Annotated in this window: 15 protein-coding genes; 7 read left to right on the forward strand and 8 right to left on the reverse strand. The window is 56.7% G+C overall.

Features of this window, described 5'->3' with window-relative positions:
* The first annotated feature begins 509 nt into the window (after positions 1-509).
* From dnaA to gyrB, 4 genes are all read left to right on the forward strand, one after another.
* On the forward strand, positions 510-1,997 hold the full coding sequence (dnaA, locus tag GQR90_RS00005) for a chromosomal replication initiator protein DnaA (RefSeq protein WP_158772356.1): 1,488 nt from the start codon (positions 510-512) through the stop codon (positions 1,995-1,997).
* A 150-nt stretch (positions 1,998-2,147) separates the two neighbouring features.
* Positions 2,148-3,251 (forward strand): DNA polymerase III subunit beta, encoded by a 1,104-nt coding sequence (dnaN, locus tag GQR90_RS00010; RefSeq protein WP_158772357.1) that lies wholly within the window; start codon positions 2,148-2,150, stop codon positions 3,249-3,251.
* Positions 3,252-3,433: 182 nt separating this feature from the next.
* Positions 3,434-4,519 (forward strand): DNA replication/repair protein RecF, encoded by a 1,086-nt coding sequence (gene recF / locus GQR90_RS00015; RefSeq protein ID WP_158772358.1) that lies wholly within the window; start codon positions 3,434-3,436, stop codon positions 4,517-4,519.
* 19 nt (positions 4,520-4,538) lie between these two features.
* The gene (gyrB, locus tag GQR90_RS00020) at positions 4,539-6,956 is read left to right on the forward strand and encodes a DNA topoisomerase (ATP-hydrolyzing) subunit B (RefSeq protein WP_158772359.1); all 2,418 of its coding nucleotides are present in this window, start codon (positions 4,539-4,541) and stop codon (positions 6,954-6,956) included.
* Positions 6,957-7,046: 90 nt separating this feature from the next.
* Here gyrB and GQR90_RS00025 read toward each other — a convergent pair whose 3' ends face one another.
* From GQR90_RS00025 to glyQ, 5 genes are all read right to left on the reverse strand, one after another.
* Positions 7,047-7,988 carry an alpha/beta hydrolase gene (locus tag GQR90_RS00025; protein WP_158772360.1) on the reverse strand — a complete coding sequence of 314 codons (942 nt, stop codon included), beginning with the start codon at positions 7,986-7,988 and terminating at the stop codon, positions 7,047-7,049.
* Between the two features lie 261 nt (positions 7,989-8,249).
* Positions 8,250-8,762 carry an S-ribosylhomocysteine lyase gene (gene luxS / locus GQR90_RS00030; RefSeq protein WP_158772361.1) on the reverse strand — a complete coding sequence of 171 codons (513 nt, stop codon included), beginning with the start codon at positions 8,760-8,762 and terminating at the stop codon, positions 8,250-8,252.
* Between the two features lie 137 nt (positions 8,763-8,899).
* Positions 8,900-9,529 carry a D-glycero-beta-D-manno-heptose 1,7-bisphosphate 7-phosphatase gene (gene gmhB, locus GQR90_RS00035; RefSeq protein WP_158772362.1) on the reverse strand — a complete coding sequence of 210 codons (630 nt, stop codon included), beginning with the start codon at positions 9,527-9,529 and terminating at the stop codon, positions 8,900-8,902.
* A 410-nt stretch (positions 9,530-9,939) separates the two neighbouring features.
* Positions 9,940-12,009: a glycine--tRNA ligase subunit beta gene (gene glyS, locus GQR90_RS00040; protein WP_158772363.1), complete on the reverse strand. Its 2,070-nt coding sequence runs from the start codon at positions 12,007-12,009 to the stop codon at positions 9,940-9,942.
* Positions 12,010-12,011: 2 nt separating this feature from the next.
* Positions 12,012-12,968: a glycine--tRNA ligase subunit alpha gene (glyQ, locus tag GQR90_RS00045; RefSeq protein WP_158772364.1), complete on the reverse strand. Its 957-nt coding sequence runs from the start codon at positions 12,966-12,968 to the stop codon at positions 12,012-12,014.
* A 170-nt stretch (positions 12,969-13,138) separates the two neighbouring features.
* On the opposite strand from glyQ, the gene rfaD reads away from it, so the two are divergent.
* The 3 genes from rfaD (at position 13,139) to GQR90_RS00060 (ending at position 16,157) form a co-directional block, all read left to right on the forward strand.
* Positions 13,139-14,095, forward strand: a complete 957-nt coding sequence (gene rfaD, locus GQR90_RS00050; RefSeq protein ID WP_158772365.1) for an ADP-glyceromanno-heptose 6-epimerase — start codon at positions 13,139-13,141, stop codon at positions 14,093-14,095.
* Positions 14,096-14,173: 78 nt separating this feature from the next.
* Positions 14,174-15,229: a lipopolysaccharide heptosyltransferase II gene (gene waaF, locus GQR90_RS00055; protein ID WP_158772366.1), complete on the forward strand. Its 1,056-nt coding sequence runs from the start codon at positions 14,174-14,176 to the stop codon at positions 15,227-15,229.
* A gap of 31 nt (positions 15,230-15,260) precedes the next feature.
* Positions 15,261-16,157 carry a hypothetical protein gene (locus GQR90_RS00060; protein ID WP_158772367.1) on the forward strand — a complete coding sequence of 299 codons (897 nt, stop codon included), beginning with the start codon at positions 15,261-15,263 and terminating at the stop codon, positions 16,155-16,157.
* A gap of 152 nt (positions 16,158-16,309) precedes the next feature.
* Here GQR90_RS00060 and GQR90_RS00065 read toward each other — a convergent pair whose 3' ends face one another.
* Genes GQR90_RS00065 through GQR90_RS00075 form a run of 3 tightly spaced genes read right to left on the reverse strand, consistent with a single transcriptional unit; the run spans position 16,310 to position 19,165 of the window.
* Positions 16,310-17,443 carry a glycosyltransferase family 4 protein gene (locus GQR90_RS00065; RefSeq protein ID WP_158772368.1) on the reverse strand — a complete coding sequence of 378 codons (1,134 nt, stop codon included), beginning with the start codon at positions 17,441-17,443 and terminating at the stop codon, positions 16,310-16,312.
* 2 nt (positions 17,444-17,445) lie between these two features.
* Positions 17,446-18,294, reverse strand: coding sequence for a glycosyltransferase family 2 protein (locus tag GQR90_RS00070; protein WP_233266360.1), 849 nt, complete (start codon positions 18,292-18,294; stop codon positions 17,446-17,448).
* A 55-nt stretch (positions 18,295-18,349) separates the two neighbouring features.
* On the reverse strand, positions 18,350-19,165 hold the full coding sequence (locus GQR90_RS00075; RefSeq protein WP_325064279.1) for a 3-deoxy-D-manno-octulosonic acid kinase: 816 nt from the start codon (positions 19,163-19,165) through the stop codon (positions 18,350-18,352).
* Positions 19,166-19,169: the final 4 nt, after the last annotated feature.

Genomic DNA, 19,169 nt, shown 5'->3' on the forward strand with positions numbered 1-19,169 from the left:
CTGTCAGGAATCAGGGCAGAGATCTTTGTACCACTTCCGCGATTGATGCTGACAAGCGATCCTCTCGTCATCCAGGCTAAAAAGGCCAGTGGATAACCTTGGTGCAGCCTGAGTATGAGTACAGCGCTGAGCCCGATGCGTGGCGGGTTTTTAGCATTATCCACGCCATGACAAAAAAGCAGTCGTTCTGAATATCTCATGACTATAGAAGGTGATGTTTTCTGTGGATAACCTGTTTCCTCGAAGTTCTCTCAATCTCCTGTCAGTAGAGTATCTCTGACGATAAGCAGCAAGAATCCTGACATTAGCCTGTGCATGGCTGTGTGCATAAGTTGTGACTTGTTCCAGGCGCCTGAGCTCTCAGGTATTGCTACCCAGTCTTTCCCAGTGCAAGAGAGATCTCGATATCCGTGTTGTCCACAACAGCTAATGAGACAGATGCCGTGTGGATAACTTGAGTCTTGAGCTATACAATGACCGCCCCCTTCGACAACTGGATGTGAGGTCGCGTGTCGCTCGCACTTTGGCAACAATGTCTTGACGCCCTGCAGGACGAGCTGAATTCACAGCAGTTCAACACTTGGGTTCGCCCCCTGCAGGCTGAAGAAGGTAACAGCGGAGAGCTGTGCCTACTCGCACCCAACCGCTTCGTACGGGACTGGGTCAATGACAAGTACCTCAAGCGTATCCACGAACTGCTGCGTGAGCTGGCACCGGGCAAGCCGCCCAAGGTCGAGATCAGCGTCGGCAGTCGACGCACGGTGTCCAATCCTCGGCCGGAAGGGACTTCCGCGCCTGCATCAACTGCTCAGGCACAAGCGCCAGGTCAGATGCCGAGCCCGCGCTCGCCTCACGTTCACACCCCTCCGCGGGGTAACTATGGCGAAGAGCGTGAAATGGCAGGTGATGGCTTGCGCGATAGGGCACCGCGTCGTAATGCACGCCAAGTGCAGGTCGAAGGCAGTCTCAAGCACTCCAATGGTTTGAATCCGAACTTCACCTTCGAAACCTTTGTTGAAGGTAAGTCGAACCAGCTGGCTCGTGCGGCTTCACGTCAGGTTTCAGAGAATCCTGGCGGCGCTTATAACCCGCTGTTCCTCTATGGCGGCGTGGGGCTGGGTAAAACGCACCTGATGCATGCGGTAGGCAATCACCTTGCCAAGCAGGGCGGCGAGAATGCCAAGGTTGTTTACCTGCATTCAGAGCGATTCGTGGCCGATATGGTCAAGGCGCTGCAGCTCAATGCCATCAATGATTTCAAGCGCTTCTATCGTTCAGTCGATGCGCTGCTGATCGATGACATTCAGTTCTTCGCTGGCAAGGAGCGCTCGCAGGAGGAGTTCTTCCACACCTTCAATGCGCTACTTGAAGGTGGTCAGCAGATGATCCTGACTTCGGATCGCTATCCGAAAGAGATCAATGGTGTCGAAGAGCGACTCAAATCCCGCTTCGGCTGGGGGCTGACCGTCGCTATCGAGCCGCCTGAACTCGAGACGCGCGTGGCTATCCTGATGAAGAAGGCCGATCAGGCCAAGGTTGATCTACCGCACGATGCAGCCTTCTTTATTGCTCAGAAGATACGCTCCAATGTGCGTGAGTTGGAGGGTGCCTTGAAAAAGGTCATCGCCGACTCCCACTTCATGGGGCGCGTGATTACTCAGGATTTCATTCGCGAGTCGCTGAAAGATCTACTGGCACTCCAGGATAAGCAGGTGGGTGTGGACAACATCCAGCGTACAGTCGCGGAGTATTACAAGATCAAGATTTCTGATCTCCATTCCAAGCGACGTTCGCGCTCGGTCGCACGTCCTCGTCAGGTCGCCATGGCGCTTGCCAAGGAACTGACCAACCATAGTTTGCCGGAAATTGGTGATGCTTTTGGTGGCCGGGATCACACCACAGTGCTGCATGCCTGTCGCAAAGTCGCTTCGCTTCGCGAAGAGAATGCCGATATCCGCGAGGACTACAAGAATCTGCTGCGTCTGTTGACCAGCTGATCGAATTGCAGCGACGGGATGGGTTGGCGACAATCACCGACTTGATACGTCGCGCATTGGGCTTTGTGTCCTCATGCCGGCCTTAAATTTTTTGAGAGCTCGCGGCTATAGCCGCGAGCACTTACCCCGTTTCCAGAGAGTGGAGTCTCCATGAAATTTGCCATTTCGCGTGAAGCCCTGCTACGCCCGCTGTCCCTGGTGGCGGGTGTGGTTGAGCGTCGTCAGACCTTGCCCGTGTTATCCAATGTATTGCTCGAAGTTTCCGATCAGCAACTATCACTGACCGGTACCGATCTCGAGGTCGAGCTGATTGGCCGCGTCGCACCAAGTCGTGTTGATGAGCCAGGCTCCGCCACTGTGCCTGCGCGAAAGCTGATGGATATCTGCAAGTCGCTGCCAGACGGCAGTGAGATCACGCTGGCACTGGAAGAAGGTCGCGCGATCCTGCGCAGTGGCCGCTCTCGCTTTACCCTCTCGACGCTGCCGGTCGCAGAATTTCCAAATATCGACGATGGCCAGGGCGATGTCACCATCAGCCTGCCGCGTGGCACGCTCAAGCATCTGATCGACGCAACCTCCTTTGCGATGGCGCAGCAGGATGTTCGCTATTATCTCAACGGTATGCTGCTCGAGTTGACCAGCAATATTGTGCGCACTGTAGCGACCGATGGTCATCGCCTGGCAGTCTGCGAGCAGGCGGCTGATATTAATGTCAGTGAATCCCAGAAGCTGATTATTCCGCGCAAGGGCATTCTGGAGCTGGCGCGTTTGCTGGATGGCAGCAATGAGCCGATGACCCTGACCGTGAGTGGTACGCATGTCCGTGCCCAGACGGGTGACTTCACCTTCACTTCCAAGCTGGTTGACGGGAAATTCCCGGATTACGAGCGTGTTGTGCCGCGTGGTGGCGATAAGGTCATTATTGCTGAGCGTGCTGAGTTGCGTCAGGTACTGTCGCGTACCGCGATACTCTCCAATGAGAAGTACCGCGGTGTACGCTTGCATCTTGAAGCAGGTAATTTGCGTGTGCTGGCTAATAACCCGGAGCAGGAAGAGGCCGAGGAGAACATCAGCCTCGATTATCAGGGAGCGGGTCTGGAAATTGGCTTTAACGTCGGTTATCTGATTGATGTGCTAGGCGTGCTGGATTCAGACCGTGTGCAGCTAACGCTTTCCGATGGCAATAGCTCGGCACTTCTGGAGGAACCGGGTGGTGGTGATGCGCGTTACGTAGTCATGCCAATGCGCCTGTAATTATATTTTTTCTTATATATAACAGTAGGTTGAGTCATAAAAGCGCTGCCGGCGTTAGCTATGTTTCGCGACGGTAAATGACAACACCCGTGATCTTCTCAATCGACGATCACGGGTGTTGTCGTGTTAGCACTACGAGTTATTCTCGTTGCCAAATTTTCAGTCCACACCGAGGCCTCTCCATGGCACTTGAACGTCTGCAATTCCAGAATTTACGTAATCTGGTGCCTGTCGACATGGTGCCAGGGCGAGGAATTAATCTGGTAAGTGGTGCCAATGGCAGTGGCAAGTCGAGCCTGCTGGAAGGTATCCATGTGCTTGGATTGGCGCGCTCTTTTCGTACCCATAAGCTTAAGCATGCGATCGCCCATGACACGGCGGGTATGACTTTGTTTGGGCGTCTGGCGGGAGAGCCACCTCGGCCTCTGGGCGTGCGACGAGATCAGGCGGCTGATGGTCTGGAGATGCGACTGGATGGCGAGAAAGTCGAGCGCGTCGCACAGCTTGCTCAGGCGTTGCCATTGCAATTGATTAACCCAGATGCGTTTCGGTTACTGGAAGGCTCACCTTCGGCACGGCGCGAGTTTCTAGACTGGGGAGTGTTTCACGTGAAACATGACTTTTTCGATGTCTGGCGGCGTGTGCGACGCGCGCTCAAACATCGGAACGCGCTGCTCAGGCATGGTAAGATGGACGCTCAAGCACTGAACGTCTGGGATCGTGAGTTTGCTCACTGGAGCGAACGTCTCGATGCCCTGCGCATGGAATACATGCAAGCGCTGGCACCACTGTTTCAGGCCACGCTTGCCGAGTTGATTGAATTACCTGAGCTAACCCTGCGCTACCAGCGTGGCTGGGACGCCAAGCGGCCACTGGGTGAGGTACTTGCCGCCGGCCGTGACAGTGATAGCCATATGGGATTTACCCAGACGGGGCCGCAGCGCGCTGACCTGCGGATTCGTCTAGGGCGCCGGCCTGCGGTCGAAGTGCTGTCACGCGGCCAGCAGAAGCTGGTTGTCAGCGCTCTCAAGCTTGCTCAGGGGCGATTGCTCGAAGAAATGAACGGACGTACCTGTGTCTATCTGATCGACGATCTGCCGGCGGAACTGGATGGCGAACATCGCCGTCTATTCTGCCAGCTTTTGGCTGGCCTCGACTGCCAAGTCTTCGTGACCTGCGTCGAACCCGAAGCATTGAATCGGGTGTGGCTGCCAAATACGGATATCAGAATGTTTCACGTGGAACACGGGCGACTGCACACGGAATGATTTCACGACGGAGAAGCCAATGAGCGAACAGGCTTACGACTCAACGAGCATCAAGGTCCTCAAGGGCCTGGATGCCGTACGCAAGCGTCCCGGTATGTACATCGGTGATACCGATGATGGTACGGGGCTGCATCACATGGTGTTCGAGCTGGTGGATAATTCCATCGACGAGGCGCTGGCAGGGCACTGTAGCGAAGTCCGGGTGGTCATCCACGTTGACGAGTCGGTTTCCGTTAGCGATAACGGCCGTGGTGTACCGACCGAGATTCATGAAGAAGAAGGTGTCAGTGCTGCCGAAGTCATCATGACGGTACTGCATGCCGGAGGTAAGTTTGACGATAACTCCTACAAGGTTTCCGGTGGTTTGCACGGTGTAGGTGTTTCAGTCGTCAATGCACTGTCTGAAGAACTCAAGCTGACCATCTGGCGTCAGGGTGATGTTCACGAGCAGATATATCGTCACGGCGTGCCGCAGGCACCACTTGGCGTCGTGGGCAAGACTGAGAAAACCGGTACCCTGGTTCGCTTCAAGCCTTCAGACAGGACCTTCGCCAATATTGAGTTCCATTACGATATTCTGGCCAAGCGCCTGCGTGAGTTGTCCTTCTTGAATTCTGGTGTGGCGATTCGTTTACTCGATGAGCGCAGTGGCAAGGAAGAGCTATTCCATTATGAAGGCGGACTCAAAGCATTCGTCAATCATATCAACACCAACAAGACGCCACTTAATCCCGTATTCCATTTCGAGATGGAGCGTGAGGATGGTATCTGCGTAGAAGTGGCAATGCAGTGGAATGACGGTTTTTCCGAGAATATCTTCTGCTATACCAATAATATTCCGCAGCGTGATGGCGGGGCTCACTTGGCAGGTTTCCGTGCTGCGCTGACGCGTACTCTCAATAGCTATATTGAAGCGGAAGGTTTGCTGAAGAAGTCCAAGGTCGGCACCACTGGCGATGATGCTCGTGAAGGCCTGACGGCCATCATCTCGGTCAAAGTACCGGATCCGAAGTTCTCCTCGCAGACTAAAGACAAGCTGGTTTCTTCTGAGGTCAAGACGGCTGTCGAGCAGGAAATGGGTCGGTTATTCTCCGAGTACCTGATCGAGAAGCCCAGCGAAGCCAAAATCATCGTCAACAAGATGCTGGATGCGGCGCGTGCACGTGAAGCCGCCCGTAAGGCGCGGGACATGACGCGCCGCAAGGGCGCGCTGGATATTGCGGGTTTGCCGGGCAAGTTGGCGGATTGTCAGGAAAAAGATCCTAGCCTCTCTGAACTGTACCTGGTCGAGGGTGATTCAGCCGGTGGCTCCGCTAAGCAGGGGCGCGATCGTCGTACTCAGGCGATCCTGCCGTTGAAGGGCAAGATCCTCAACGTCGAGAAGGCGCGCTTCGACAAGATGTTGTCCTCTGTCGAGGTTGGCACGCTGATCACCGCCTTGGGCTGTGGCATCGGGCGCGAAGAGTTCAATCCGGATAAGCTACGTTATCACTCCGTCATCATCATGACGGATGCCGACGTCGATGGTTCGCATATTCGCACCTTGCTGTTGACCTTCTTCTTCCGTCAAATGCCAGAGCTGATCGAGCGTGGTCATATCTTCATCGCTCAGCCGCCGCTTTATAAGATCAAGCGCGGCAAGCATGAGCAGTATTTGAAGGACGAGCAGGCGCTACAGGATTATCTGACGGCCACCGCACTCGATGGCGGCAAACTGCACGTGAATGGCGAGGCGCCGGGTATCGGTGGTACTCAGCTAGAGACGCTTGTTAGCCAGTATCGCGGCGTGATGAAGCGTATAGATCGTCTGGCGCGTGTATATCCTTCTGCTGTGCTGCGTAAAATCGTGCATGCATCGCACATCGATGAGGCGGCACTGGCTGATGAAGCGCAGGTGCAGAGCTGGATCAATGGTCTGCAGGTTGAGATGGACGAGCTGATTGCCTATGAAGGTGGTCCGCATTACGACTTCAGCATCAGTCACGATACTGAGCGTGATCTCTACCTGCCGGCAGTAACATTGACGGCGCACGGTGTCACCAGTGACTATCTGTGGGATATCGACTTCTTCAAATCCGCCGATTATCGTGAGCTGAGTGAACTGGGTTCGATGCTCAATGGATTACTGGAAGAAGGTAGCTTTGTCTCACGTGGTGAGCGCAAGAAAGACGTTGTGACCTTCTACGAAGCGCTCGACTGGCTAATGAAGGAAGCGGCGCGCGGCTTCAGCATCCAACGCTACAAAGGTTTGGGTGAGATGAATCCGGGGCAGTTGTGGGAAACTACGATGGATCCGGAACATCGTCGCATGCTACGCGTCACCATCGAAGATGCAGTGAGCGCAGACATGATGTTCAACACCCTGATGGGGGATGAGGTCGAGCCGCGCCGTGATTTCATCGAACGCTTCGCGCTGGTGGCGAACCTCGACGTGTAATATCGCGAGCTTGAGCTAGTCATACATGAAACGGCCTCTGATCATTGATCAGGGGCCGTTTTAGTGTGCAGACTGAATACCGCTTCTGGCTCAGCGTTCTGCTAACCAGTTGCAGATGTGCGTGCCGGTGATGTGTGCCGTCGCAATGCCTAGATGGTCGATGTCTGAAAGTATCTCTATCTGAGCGGAATGGTGATGGGGAGACAGGCAGTCGCCCAGGCGCTCTGCAATGAAGGCCTCATCGTGTTCTCCGATAAGTGCCAATAACGGAATGTCGTGCTCAAAAAGTATCTTCAGGTCTCGTTGATAATCTTTCGGGTTGAGTCCTGTCATCATGCGCCACGAGTAAGCTGCCGTCGTGTTTGAATCACGATATTGTTCAGGGATATTGAATTTCAATACGACAAGATTATCCAGTCGATGGATATTGAGCTTATCCAGCAGACTACATAGCAGCATGCGCGCGATCTTGGGTGATGCCCATGTTGATTCACGTCTGTTATTGGTCGCCATATGGTGCAGGTACGGAGCTAAAAGGATGACTCCCGCAAGCTGATTTGCGGTTGGATGACGTTCAAGTATCGCCACAGAAGAACGAAGCGTCAGCCCACCACCGGCAGAATGACCTGCAAGGTATATCGAAGCGCTGGATGGCAATGCCAAGGATTTGATCAGATCCTCAAGGTCTTCCTCGAGCTGCAGAGCATGATCGATGTCCCCTCTGCGTGCTGGTACAGGCCCATGACCACGCAGATCTGGTGTGTGGACATGGTACCCGCTGTCAGCAAGTTGCATGGCGAGACAGGCGAGATAGCGACTGTCACTGCTGGAACCATGAACAATAAGGATATGGCTCTCTCCAGGCGCCAATTGTGTCTCAGATTCCGTTTCAGATGTTGCCGCATAGTGTCGACATCCGAGATGACTGCCATCACGACATGGATAAGTCTCCAAGACTGCGGGAGTTGGCCATGAGGCTTTGGCAGATAGAAAGTTGGAAAAATCGAAAGCGTGGTTGGCTTCATCTGACATGAGGGAGTCCAGATAATGAACGCATAGAGGAGAGGCTTGGGAGGCGTGCTGCCATAGCATAGTCACACTTGAGATATTCAGGAAATATCGCAAAGAAAAACCCCGTCTTTCTTGATCAGAAAGCGGGGTTTATTTCGCAAGAACGTATGCGAAGGGCGCGACGGGAAAGTGGAGCCTCTTGGTGCCGTTATTTATATCACGACAGTCTTTGGAGGCCAGACTCAACCTATCAAACCTGGCAGGTCATTCAAGATGACAGATTCAATGCGCTTGATTCAGGAAGCCTTCGTCCAGCTTCAATTCTTCATTCAGGTTCACACCAATATCGCGCGACAGAATATTGCTGGCGATCTGCTTGGCTTCTTCCAGAGAGTGCATCTGAGCGGTGCCACATTGATAGATGTTGAGCTCAGGAATTTCTTCCTGACGAGTAACATCGAGTACATCTTGCATGGCAGCAGACCAGGCAGCCGCAACGCGTGATTCCTGTGGCTCACCGATCAGGCTCATGTAAAAGCCGGTACGGCAGCCCATCGGCGAGATATCGATGATTTCGACGCCATCACCGTTGAGATGCTCGCGCATGAAGCCCGCGAACAGGTGCTCGAGCGTGTGAATGCCTTTTTCAGAGAGAATCTCTTCGTTTGGCACGCAGAAGCGCAGATCGAAGACAGTGATGTTGTCGCCCTTGGGAGTGCCCATCTTCTTGGCCACACGCACGGCAGGGGCCTTCATGATGGTGTGGTCGACAGTGAAGCTATCCAATAGTGGCATGCAAAACCTCCAAGCATGAGGAAGAGGGAAGGGCAGACATTTCCTGCCCAGTTTCATGCCTGAAGGGTAGCATATTGACGCCGATGGTCAGAGAGATACGCATCTCTGGCGTATGTCATGAGCAACTCCGAATAGCGTCAGAGATAACTCTCGGCAGCAGCCTCACAGCCATTGCAGCTGCGTAGGGACTTTCCCGGTTCGCCCTCGGAGGGCGCATGATTGAGTTCGCCATCCAGTAAACGGTTGGTGAAGTCGGCTAGATTGGCAACCACCAGCACATCCTTCAAGCCTTCGCCGTCCGCAAGCGTCTTCTGTCCCTTGCCCGTCATGACCAACGCAGCGCGACAGCCGGCCTTCTGGCCCGCCACGAGATCACGCAGGCTGTCACCCAGCATCCATGCACCATCGAAATCAGGAATCTGTAGTGCATCCTGAATCTGGTGCAGCAGGCCTGGCTCAGGCTTGCGGCAATCGCAGCCATCATCCGGGCCGTGTGGGCAGTAGGCGATGTGAGCAATATCGCCGCCTGCAGCTTTCACCAGCTGAATCATTTTGGCGTGCATGTCGTCGAGCTCACGGTGCCCAAAATGACCACGTGCGATACCGGACTGATTGGTCGCCACGGCGACGGTATACCCGGCACGTGTCAGACGTGCGATAGCCTTGATGGAGGTAGGGTATTCGATCCACTCTTCAGCGTTCTTGACGAAGGCGTCGGAGTCTTCGTTGATGACTCCGTCGCGGTCGAGCACGATTAGTTTGCGCATGGTCAATTCTTCGCATCAGGGCAGTCAGGGGCGTCAGCCGGGCTGCTTGTCAGGGTGTCGCCGCTTTGCCTTGAGGAAAAGTCGTGACCGTGGTCACAACATGACGCTCACACGGGTAAACAGGCAAATGGCGCCGAGTGTTTGGAGATATGGACTTCGCTGCGACATGCTGCCGCATTTCTCGAACACTGTTTCTATACTGGATTCTAGTGCGACCTAGGTAGTGTATCAAGGCAGAATTTGTGACTTTGGTGATTACTTGCGTTAAATCCTGTCACGCAACGCCATAAGTCATTGAGCCTAAGACACAGAAAACCCCGCCGTGGCGGGGCTTTCTGTGTTCATGCTGACTCTGACTCACTTGAGGTGCGAGAATCGATCAATCGCGAGCCTCAGGCTTGGCGGTGCTGTTACTGCGTCAGCAGACTGATGTCCGCCACACCCATGAACAGGCCTTGCAGGCTGGCGAGCATGGCCAGACGATTGGCTCGCACTGCCTCATCGTCAGCATTGACCATTACCTGGTCAAAGAAGGCATCGACCGGCACACGCAGGTTGGCCAGTGCATCGAGCGCTTCCTGATAACGTGCTTCTGCAAACAGTGGCGCGACCTCGGCATGGCGGGCATTGAGCGCTTCAGCCAATTCACGCTCGGCTGCCTCGCTCAACAGGCTCGCGTCCACTACGGTACGACCATCATGCTCGGCTTTGGCGAGGATGTTGGAAACACGCTTGTTGGCCGCCGCGAGTGCAGCAGCTTCAGGGCGCTTACCGAAGGCATGTACAGCACGTAGACGACGTGCGAAGTCCAGCGGATTACTGACCTTCAGGGTGCGCACGGCCAGATACAGCTCGGCCCCCATGTCTTCTTCGCCTGCCCAGGCGCGGAAGCGATCAAGCATGTACTCGAGCACATCATCGACTAGGCCATCCGCCTTGGGCAGGTCACGATGCTGCTCGGCGCTGACAGTCAGCAGCTCGCGCAGGTCGAGTTCCAGCTCACCCTTGATCAGGATGTTGAGCACGCCGATGGTGGCGCGTCGCAAGGCGAACGGGTCCTTGGCGCCGGTGGGACGCTGACCGATCCCGAAGATACCGGTGAGGGTATCGAGACGATCGGCCAAAGCGACGGCCATACCGACTTTGCTCTTCGGGATGGCATCGCCTGCAAAGCGCGGCAGATACTGTTCTTCAAGCGCCAGGGCGACGGTGGCATCTTCGCCATCGTGGAGCGCGTAGTAGTGCCCCATGATGCCCTGCAGTTCAGGGAATTCCAGCACCATCTCGGTGACCAGGTCGGTCTTGGCCAGCTGTGCCGCACGTGCCGCGTGCTCGGCATCGGCACCGATGCGCTCAGCGATATGGCGTGCTACCGCTTCGCTACGACGTGCCTTCTCGGCCATGCTGCCCAGCTTCTGCTGGAAGACGACGCTCTCGAGCTTCTCGCGACGTGATTCCAGTGTGGTGCGCAGGTCCGTCTCGTAGAAGAAGGCGGCATCGCCTAGGCGCGGACGTATGACCTTCTCGTTACCGGAGATGACCTGGTCGGGATCTTTACTCTCGATATTGGCGACGGTGATGAAGGCGGGCATGAGCTTGCCGTCATCGTTCAGCAGGTGGAAGTATTTCTGGTTGGCCTTCATGGAGGAGATCAGGCACTCCGCCGGCACTTCAAGGAAGCGCTCATCGAAGGTGCCGGTCAGCGCCACTGGCCACTCCACCAGGCCACTGACCTCATTGAGCAAGACTTCGTCGATGACGGCATTGGCGCCATAGACTTCTGCTTCGGCCTGAACCTGCTCGCGGATACGCTCACGGCGCACCTCACGATTGGCCAGTACGCGGGCATTTTCCAGCGCATCGAGGTAGTCCTCGGCGTGCGCCAGCGTGATGGCCTGCGGCGCGTGGAAGCGGTGACCGAAGGTGGTGCGACCGGAGTCGAGGCCGAGCACACTGGCGTCGATCACGTCGCTGCCGTACAGCGCGACCAGCCAGTGCACCGGGCGTGAGAATTCAATGCGTGAGGCTCCCCAGCGCATGTTCTTCGGCACCGGCAGGCGTGCGACGACCTGCTCCAGCATGGCCGGCAGCAGGGCGGAGAGATGTTCGCCCGGCTGGATATGGCGATAGCCGAGCCAGGTGCCCTTGTCGGTTTCCAGCTCGATCAGGTCACTGACGTCCACACCGCAGGAGCGAGCGAAGCCCTGAACGGCACGAGTTGGCTCGCCATCCTTGAAGGCGGCGGCCTTGGCCGGACCGCGCTTCTCGATCTCGCGGTCCGGTTGGCGCTCGGCCAGTGATTCGATCATCACTGCAAGACGGCGCGGGGTCGCGTAGGCACGAACTTGGCCGAAAGAGACTTCCGCGGCACGCAGGCCATCCGCCAGGCCATTGGCCAGGCTTTCAGCAAGTGCGTCGATGGCACTCGGCGGCAATTCTTCGCAGCCCAGTTCGATCAGCAGGGTATTCACGGTGGCCATGCTTACGCGTCTCCCTCGGTAGTGGTGTCATCGGCAGCCAGCAGTTCATCACGCAACGCCTTCGGAGCGAGCGGGAAGCCGGCGGCCTTGCGAGATGCGTAATACGCGTGTGCCACATCGCGAGCCAGGGTACGTACGCGCAGAATGTAGCGCTGTCGCTCGGTGACCGAGATAGCATGGCGGGCATCCAGCAGATTGAAGGTATGTGATGCCTTCAGTACCTGCTCGTAAGCCGGCAGCGGTAGGTTGGCGGCTAGCAGCTTTTGGCACTCGTTTTCGCTGTGATCGAAGGAAGCGAACAGCTCCGGCACGGCGGCGTGCTCGAAGTTATAGGCAGACTGCTCCTTCTCATTTTGCAGGAAGACGTCGCCATAGGTGACGACCGAGCCATCTGGTGCGGTCGTCCAGATCAGGTCGTAGACACTGTCTACGTCCTGCAGGTACATCGCGATACGCTCGAGGCCGTAGGTCAGTTCGCCGGTGACCGGGAAGCATTCGATGCCACCTGCCTGCTGGAAGTAAGTGAACTGCGTCACCTCCATGCCGTTGAGCCACATTTCCCAGCCGAGACCCCAGGCGCCAAGCGTCGGGGACTCCCAGTTGTCCTCGACAAAACGGATGTCGTGGACCAGCGGATCGATGCCCAGACGCGCCAGAGAGCCCAGGTAGAGCTCCTGCAGGTTGATCGGTGACGGCTTCATCACCACCTGGAACTGATAATAATGCTGCAGGCGATTGGGATTTTCGCCATAGCGGCCGTCGGTAGGACGGCGGGAAGGCTGCACATAGGCAGCGTTCCAGGTTTCAGGTCCGATGGAGCGTAGGAAGGTTGCCGGGTGGAAAGTACCGGCACCGACCTCCATATCCAAAGGTTGCATGATGATGCAACCCTGCTCGGCCCAGTATTGCTGCAGGGCCAGAATCAGGCCCTGGAAGGTTTTCACGTCTGGCTGTGTCATTGGTGAAGCCCGTTGGCCCATGAATTCGAGAACTGCCGAGTATACAATCCCCGCTTATCTGGTTATAGGCCGCACGTGAAACCGAGTGTGTGCCATTTTCATTTTTCGCTGTGTCGCATCTACTCGCGACCGCATTCCGTACAAGCCTTTACAGGCTCTGGGAGTTCAACATGATCGTCGTTACTGGAGGCGCAGGTTTCATCGGTGCCAATCTCGTCAAGGCACTCAACGACCGTGGCCGTACCGATATTCTGGTAGTGGATGACCTGAGTGACGGTACCAAGTTCGTCAATCTGGCGGACCTGACCATCGCCGACTACCTCGACAAGGATGATTTCCTGATTCGTGTGCAGTCGAGCTTGATGGGCGAATACGCCGAGCTTCCGAAGATCGAGGCGATCTTCCATGAAGGCGCATGCTCGGATACCACCGAGTGGGATGGCCAATTCATGCTCGAAAATAACTTCGAGTACTCCAAGGTATTACTCAATTTCTGTGAGGCCAATCAGATCCCACTGTTGTACGCCAGCTCCGCGGCGACCTATGGCGACAGCCAGGTCTTCAAGGAAACGCCGGAATTCGAGGGCCCGCTGAATGTCTATGGCTACTCCAAGTTGCTGTTCGATCAGCACGTGCGTTCACGCTGGGACAGCCTGACTACTCAGGTGGTGGGTTTCCGCTACTTCAACGTCTACGGCCCGCGTGAACAGCACAAGGGCAAGATGGCCAGTGTGGCCTATCACCATCACACCCAGGTGACGGCAGGTGAGAACCCCAAGCTGTTCGGTGCCTATGACGGCTATGAAGCTGGCATGCAGAGCCGTGATTTCGTCTATGTCGGTGATGTGGTCGATGTGAACCTGTGGTTCCTCGATCACCCGGAAGCTTCTGGTATCTTCAATCTGGGTACGGGGCGCGCTGAACCGTTCAAGGCGATCGCAGAGACGGTGATCAACTTCTACGAGAAGGGCGAGATCGAGTTCATCGACTTCCCGGAGAACCTCAAGGGTCGCTATCAGAGCTACACGCGTGCTGATATCGGCAAGCTGCGCAAGGCTGGCTGCAACGTTGAGTTCAAGACGGTTGCACAGGGCACACACGCTTATCTCGAATGGCTGAATCGTTGAGGTGACCGTTGCACGCGCGTCGTCGGATTTTCCGGCGATGCTGCCTGTCAGGCAGTGATGTAGAAAAAGGAGCAGGGCATGAACAAGCTACGCGAGGGTGCCGGCGAACGCATTCTGGTCGTCGGCCCCAGCTGGGTTGGCGACATGGTGATGGCACAGAGCCTGTTCATGACGCTGAAACATCAGTCGCCTGAATGCCGTATCAGTGTGCTGGCACCGGCGTGGTCGCAGCCAATCATTGAGCGTATGCCAGAGGTCGCTGAGATCTTGGCGCTACCGGCAGGGCATGGTGATTTCGCGCTCACGGCCCGTTGGCAGCTGGGCCGTTCGCTGCGCGGACGTTTTGATCGTGCCATCGTGCTGCCACGCTCGTGGAAGTCGGCGCTGGTACCGTTCTTCGCACGTATTCCTGTGCGGGTCGGCTTTACCGGTGAGCAGCGTTACGGCCTGCTCACCGAGTGTCGCAAGCTCGACAAGACGGTGCTCGACCAGACCGTCAAGCGCTTCACTTCATTGGGTTTGCCGGTTGCCGAGGCCAACCCGCCGGCCAATATCCTCGAGCCACACCTGAAGACGGATAGTGTCAACCAGGCGCGCTTGCGCGAGGAACTGGGGCTAGTGGCACCACCCAAGGCCATTATCGGCATGATGCCGGGGGCAGAGTATGGCCCGGCCAAGCAGTGGCCATTGGCACATTTTCGCGCACTGGCCGAGTCATTGACCCAAGCAGGTGCCGAGGTGCGTATCTTCGGTGGACCCAAGGATGTCGTGGCGGGTGAGGAGATTGCCCAAGGACTTTCCGGCGTCTATAACCTGTGCGGCAAGACGCGGCTGGCGGATGCGGTGGATTTGATCGCTGAGTGTCAGGAAGTGGTCAGCAATGACTCAGGATTGATGCATGTCGCCGCTGCTGTTGGGGCGCGTATTCAGGGCATCTATGGCTCGTCATCGCCGCATTACACGCCGCCACTCACGGCTGATCGTGAGATTCATTGGCTAGCATTGGAATGTTCGCCGTGCTTCAAGCGAGTGTGTCCGCTTGGGCATACCAACTGTCTCAATCACATAGCGCCGGAACGGATACTGGCAGCGATTACGCTCGCCGATGACCGCCATGAAACGCGGCAATCGTGAAGACGTTACACAATCCTGACGAGGACTGCCGGTGAGTTCGCAGCACAATCGTACGACAGATGAGCTCATCCATCCGCGCATGCGTGGTGCCATGAAACGTGCCCAGCGTATTGAAGCGGTACGCGCCTGGTGTGAGCGGCGCTTGATTCTGCCGTTCAGTCGCTGGTGGTTGTCGCGTTGGCAGGCATCACGCGCTCGTCATGCAGGACTGGAGCAACGTGGGCTGCCACGACATGCGGTGGAGTCCGTGCTGGGGCAGGAAGCACTGACAGTCTGGGTGAATCCACGTGAGTTGGTGCGTGACGTCAATTTCGGGCGTGACAAGCGCGCGCGACCGTCATCGACGGCCTTTATCTGGGATGGTGAATGGGACCTGCGCCGTGGAGCCTTCCGCCACGGCTCACGTTCACAGCTGATGCGTGATTTGATCGTGCATGGTGATGACCTCACGGTGATTGACCGTTACCAGCGTCTGAAAGCGCTACTGGAAGCGGGCAAGCCGTGGTCATCCCCCCGCGATGGGTTATTGCTTGATAGTGAGGCGCGTATCCTGGGGTATCTGCAGTGCTATCGTGGCTACCTGCAGGACATGTCGCGCAATGGTTTCCGTCAGGGTATCACCAAGGACGAGATGGGCGTGGCAGTCTCGCGTGAGGGGCGATTGCTCAAGATCAATCGTGGCCTGCATCGACTGGCGATGGCTCAGCAGGTGGGCGTCCCCAGCGTACCAGTCGTGGTGAAGGCGGTGCATCGCGAGTTCTGGGACAAGGTGACGGCAGGTGCGCAAGGTGATGAGGCCTTACGTCTTCTCAGTGAAGCGCTGCAGGGATGCCGGCCAGAAAGTGAGGCCGGTCCGCTGGACCCGAAGACACATCCTGATCTCGGCCTTGATGAAGGATGGCCAGACCTGCGGGAGCTCGAGGATTGAGCCCTTTCAAGAAATTCATGTCTTCATGCAGTAATTTTTAAGAAAATCATGGTGTTAAAAAATGAAAAAGCCTTGTTTCATGTGAAACATCTCACATGAAACAAGGCTTTTTTGTGTCTTGGCATACTCTCAAGTATGGCTCGAATCTCTTATCAAACGCGGGCCAGTCGTCGATAGAGTGCAAGATAGGCCTTGCCCATGGCACAGGGCGTGAAGCGCGTCAGATCCTCGCGTGCACAGTTCACCAGTCGCTCGCGGCGGGGAGCATCTGCGGCCAGGCTGGCAATGGCGGCTGCCAGTGCATCGGCATCTCCACCGGGTACCAGTACGCCAGTCTGGTCGTCATGCACGATATCGGGAATACCATCCACGTTGCTCGCGATGACGGGGACGCCATGATCCATCACGTCGAGCAGAATGGAGCCCAGTCCCTCATTACGTGACGGGAAGGCAAAGAGATCGAAAGCCTCGAGATAGTCACCGACATTGGTGTGAAAGCCCTCCCAAATCAGGTTATCCAGATCTGCGCTTTCCGCCTTGAAGGCTGCCTCGTCTTCACCAGCCCCCAGGCACACGAACAGCAGCTGCGGGTGACTCTCACGTAGCAGACGGGCTGCCTCAATCAGTAATCGCTGCCCCTTATGGCGATCCACCAGAGCCCCTACATGGCCGACGACCTGCGTCTCTGCCTTCGCAATATTACCGAAGCGTTCTCGCAGTTGAGCCACCGCATCTGTATCGCTGGGCAGGTGAGCGAGGGTGCTGGGGATCAAGGCTGTTTCACCCCAGTGACGCTCACGAAGGTGTGATTCAATGACCGAAGAAATCGCCACACGGCAGGCTGCAGCGCGATAGGTCAGCCGATTGAACGCCTTGTCCTTCACTGGTTGCGGTACGCGACGTGTCAGCAGATAAGGCGTGCCTGTCAGGCGCTGATGCAGCCACGCCCAGTGCACCGCCTTGGCTTCGTGAGCATGCACGATATCAGCACGTGGTTGACCGAAGTGGCCCCTGAAGCGCCCGCTGATCTCGATCACCTCCACCGTGACGGATAGCTCAAGCGCCGCCAGTTCGCTGATCAAAGGCGAGTCCTGCAGGCAGACCAGTGACTGGCGGATCGGCGCGCCGGCTTCGCCGCTTGCGCTGGGCTTGGCGCGTCGTGCCAGATCCGCGATCAGGTTGAGCGTCTGACGCTCACCGCCACGAAAGCCACGCGCCAGATTGACGTGACGTACGTGCAGCGGGCGTGAAACAGACGCTGTTTCATGCTTGGTGATAGCCGTCATGGTCACCATACCTTGTTGAAGTCTTCGGCTTCACGCACCTTGGCATCGCGCTGGAATTCGAGCAATTTGGCGTATTTCAGATAGGCGTTGACGCTGGCGGACAGTGCCACCGAGAAGCCATCCACGCCATCGCGGAAGCCCGCCTGGAAGACGAACTTGCGCATAAAGGCATTGCTGCCATGCAGGAAGGGTGTGAAGGCGTTGGCGCGTTTTCCTTTTTGATACATGATCTTGGCGGCGCGATTCGAGAAGCGGCCACTGGCCTTGACGAATAGCTCACCGAGATTGGCAAAGCTGTAATGTTCCAGGTCTGCATCCAGCTCACAGGGATTGATGGACTGCACCGAGCTGTGCTGACGGGAGTCACGAAAGGCGATCTTCTCGCGGTCATAAAGGCGCAGACAATAATCGGGATACCAGCCGGCATGACGTACCCAGCGTGAACCGATGAAGTTACGGCGGCGCAGTGCGAAGCCATCATGTGGCGTGCTATCCAGTGAAAGCTCGCGGATGGCCACGACAGCTCCCTCGGTGAGGCGCTCGTCGGCATCCAATGACAGCACCCAGCGGTGGCTGGCCCGAGCCGGACCGACATTCTTCTGCGGCCCATCGCCCAGGTAGGGCTGGTCTATCACCGTGGCACCCATATGGCGCGCCAGTTCACAGGTCGTATCCGTGGAGCCTGAGTCGACCACGATCAGTTCATCGCAGACCTGTGCCAACGAGCGCAGGCAATCTTCGATGTTATGCGCTTCATTGAGCGTGATGACGCAGCCAGTGATCTTGTGGCTGCTGGACGTGCTCGCGTGATCGGGGTTCATGGCGGACTGGGTCTCGTCGGTTGAATTCATGACGGTCTCATTCGTGGCAATCTCGGACATGACGCGCTCGGTCTCAAGGTCGGTCTCAAGGGACTGGCTGGTCGGCAGAGTTCTGGTCAGCAGAGTGATAAGCGGCGCGAATACGTGCCAGGCAAACGGCGTGATGCTGCGGACAGAAGCGTGCCAGTGAGCGGCCAAGACGTGAAAGATTGTCTTCGCGCCAGCGCGCGTCCTGCGCTGCCTCGGCATGCAACTGGCAGCGATCGAGATCGATGACATAGACGCGTCCGCTCTCATCCACCAACAGATTGCGCGCGTTGAGATCGACATGCTCAAGGCCCGCATCGTGCACGGCGCGAATGGCACTCCCTGTCGTGTCGAGCAGAGTCAGCAAGGCATCGGGTAGAGGCTCGTCGCCAGATGGTGGCTGTGCCTGCAAGGCGATCAGGTCATCTGCAAAGGCGTGGGCGCCGGGAATCAGTACCGTGATCAGCGCCGCTTCGTAGGTCAGTCCATGGCGCCAGACACAGGCACCGACGGGCTCTGGCACGGGCAGACCCTGACGATAGAGACGCTCCGTCAGACGCAGCTCGGCAAAGGCACGCGTCCGCTCCAATCCAGTATAGAAGTAGCGACGACTGGCAATCTTCGCGACCAGCCCGCCACGCCGATAAGGACGCAGTGCCCACTGTTGGCCCGCTGATACTAGCGCTGGCTCTGTACGTAATTCGGTGGGTAAACGACAAATATCGAGGAACAGACTTGCACCGCGCCCTGGCGCTTCACCGGTCACGGCGGCGTGTTTACGCCAGAACGATGGCGTGAACCAGTCCGGCGTCATTTGTGGCGCTGTTTCGCCATCATATAGAATGTGGGCATTCTCATTTCGGAACACTGCCATCCGC

The organism is Cobetia sp. L2A1 (assembly GCF_009796845.1).
Lineage (GTDB): Bacteria > Pseudomonadota > Gammaproteobacteria > Pseudomonadales > Halomonadaceae > Cobetia.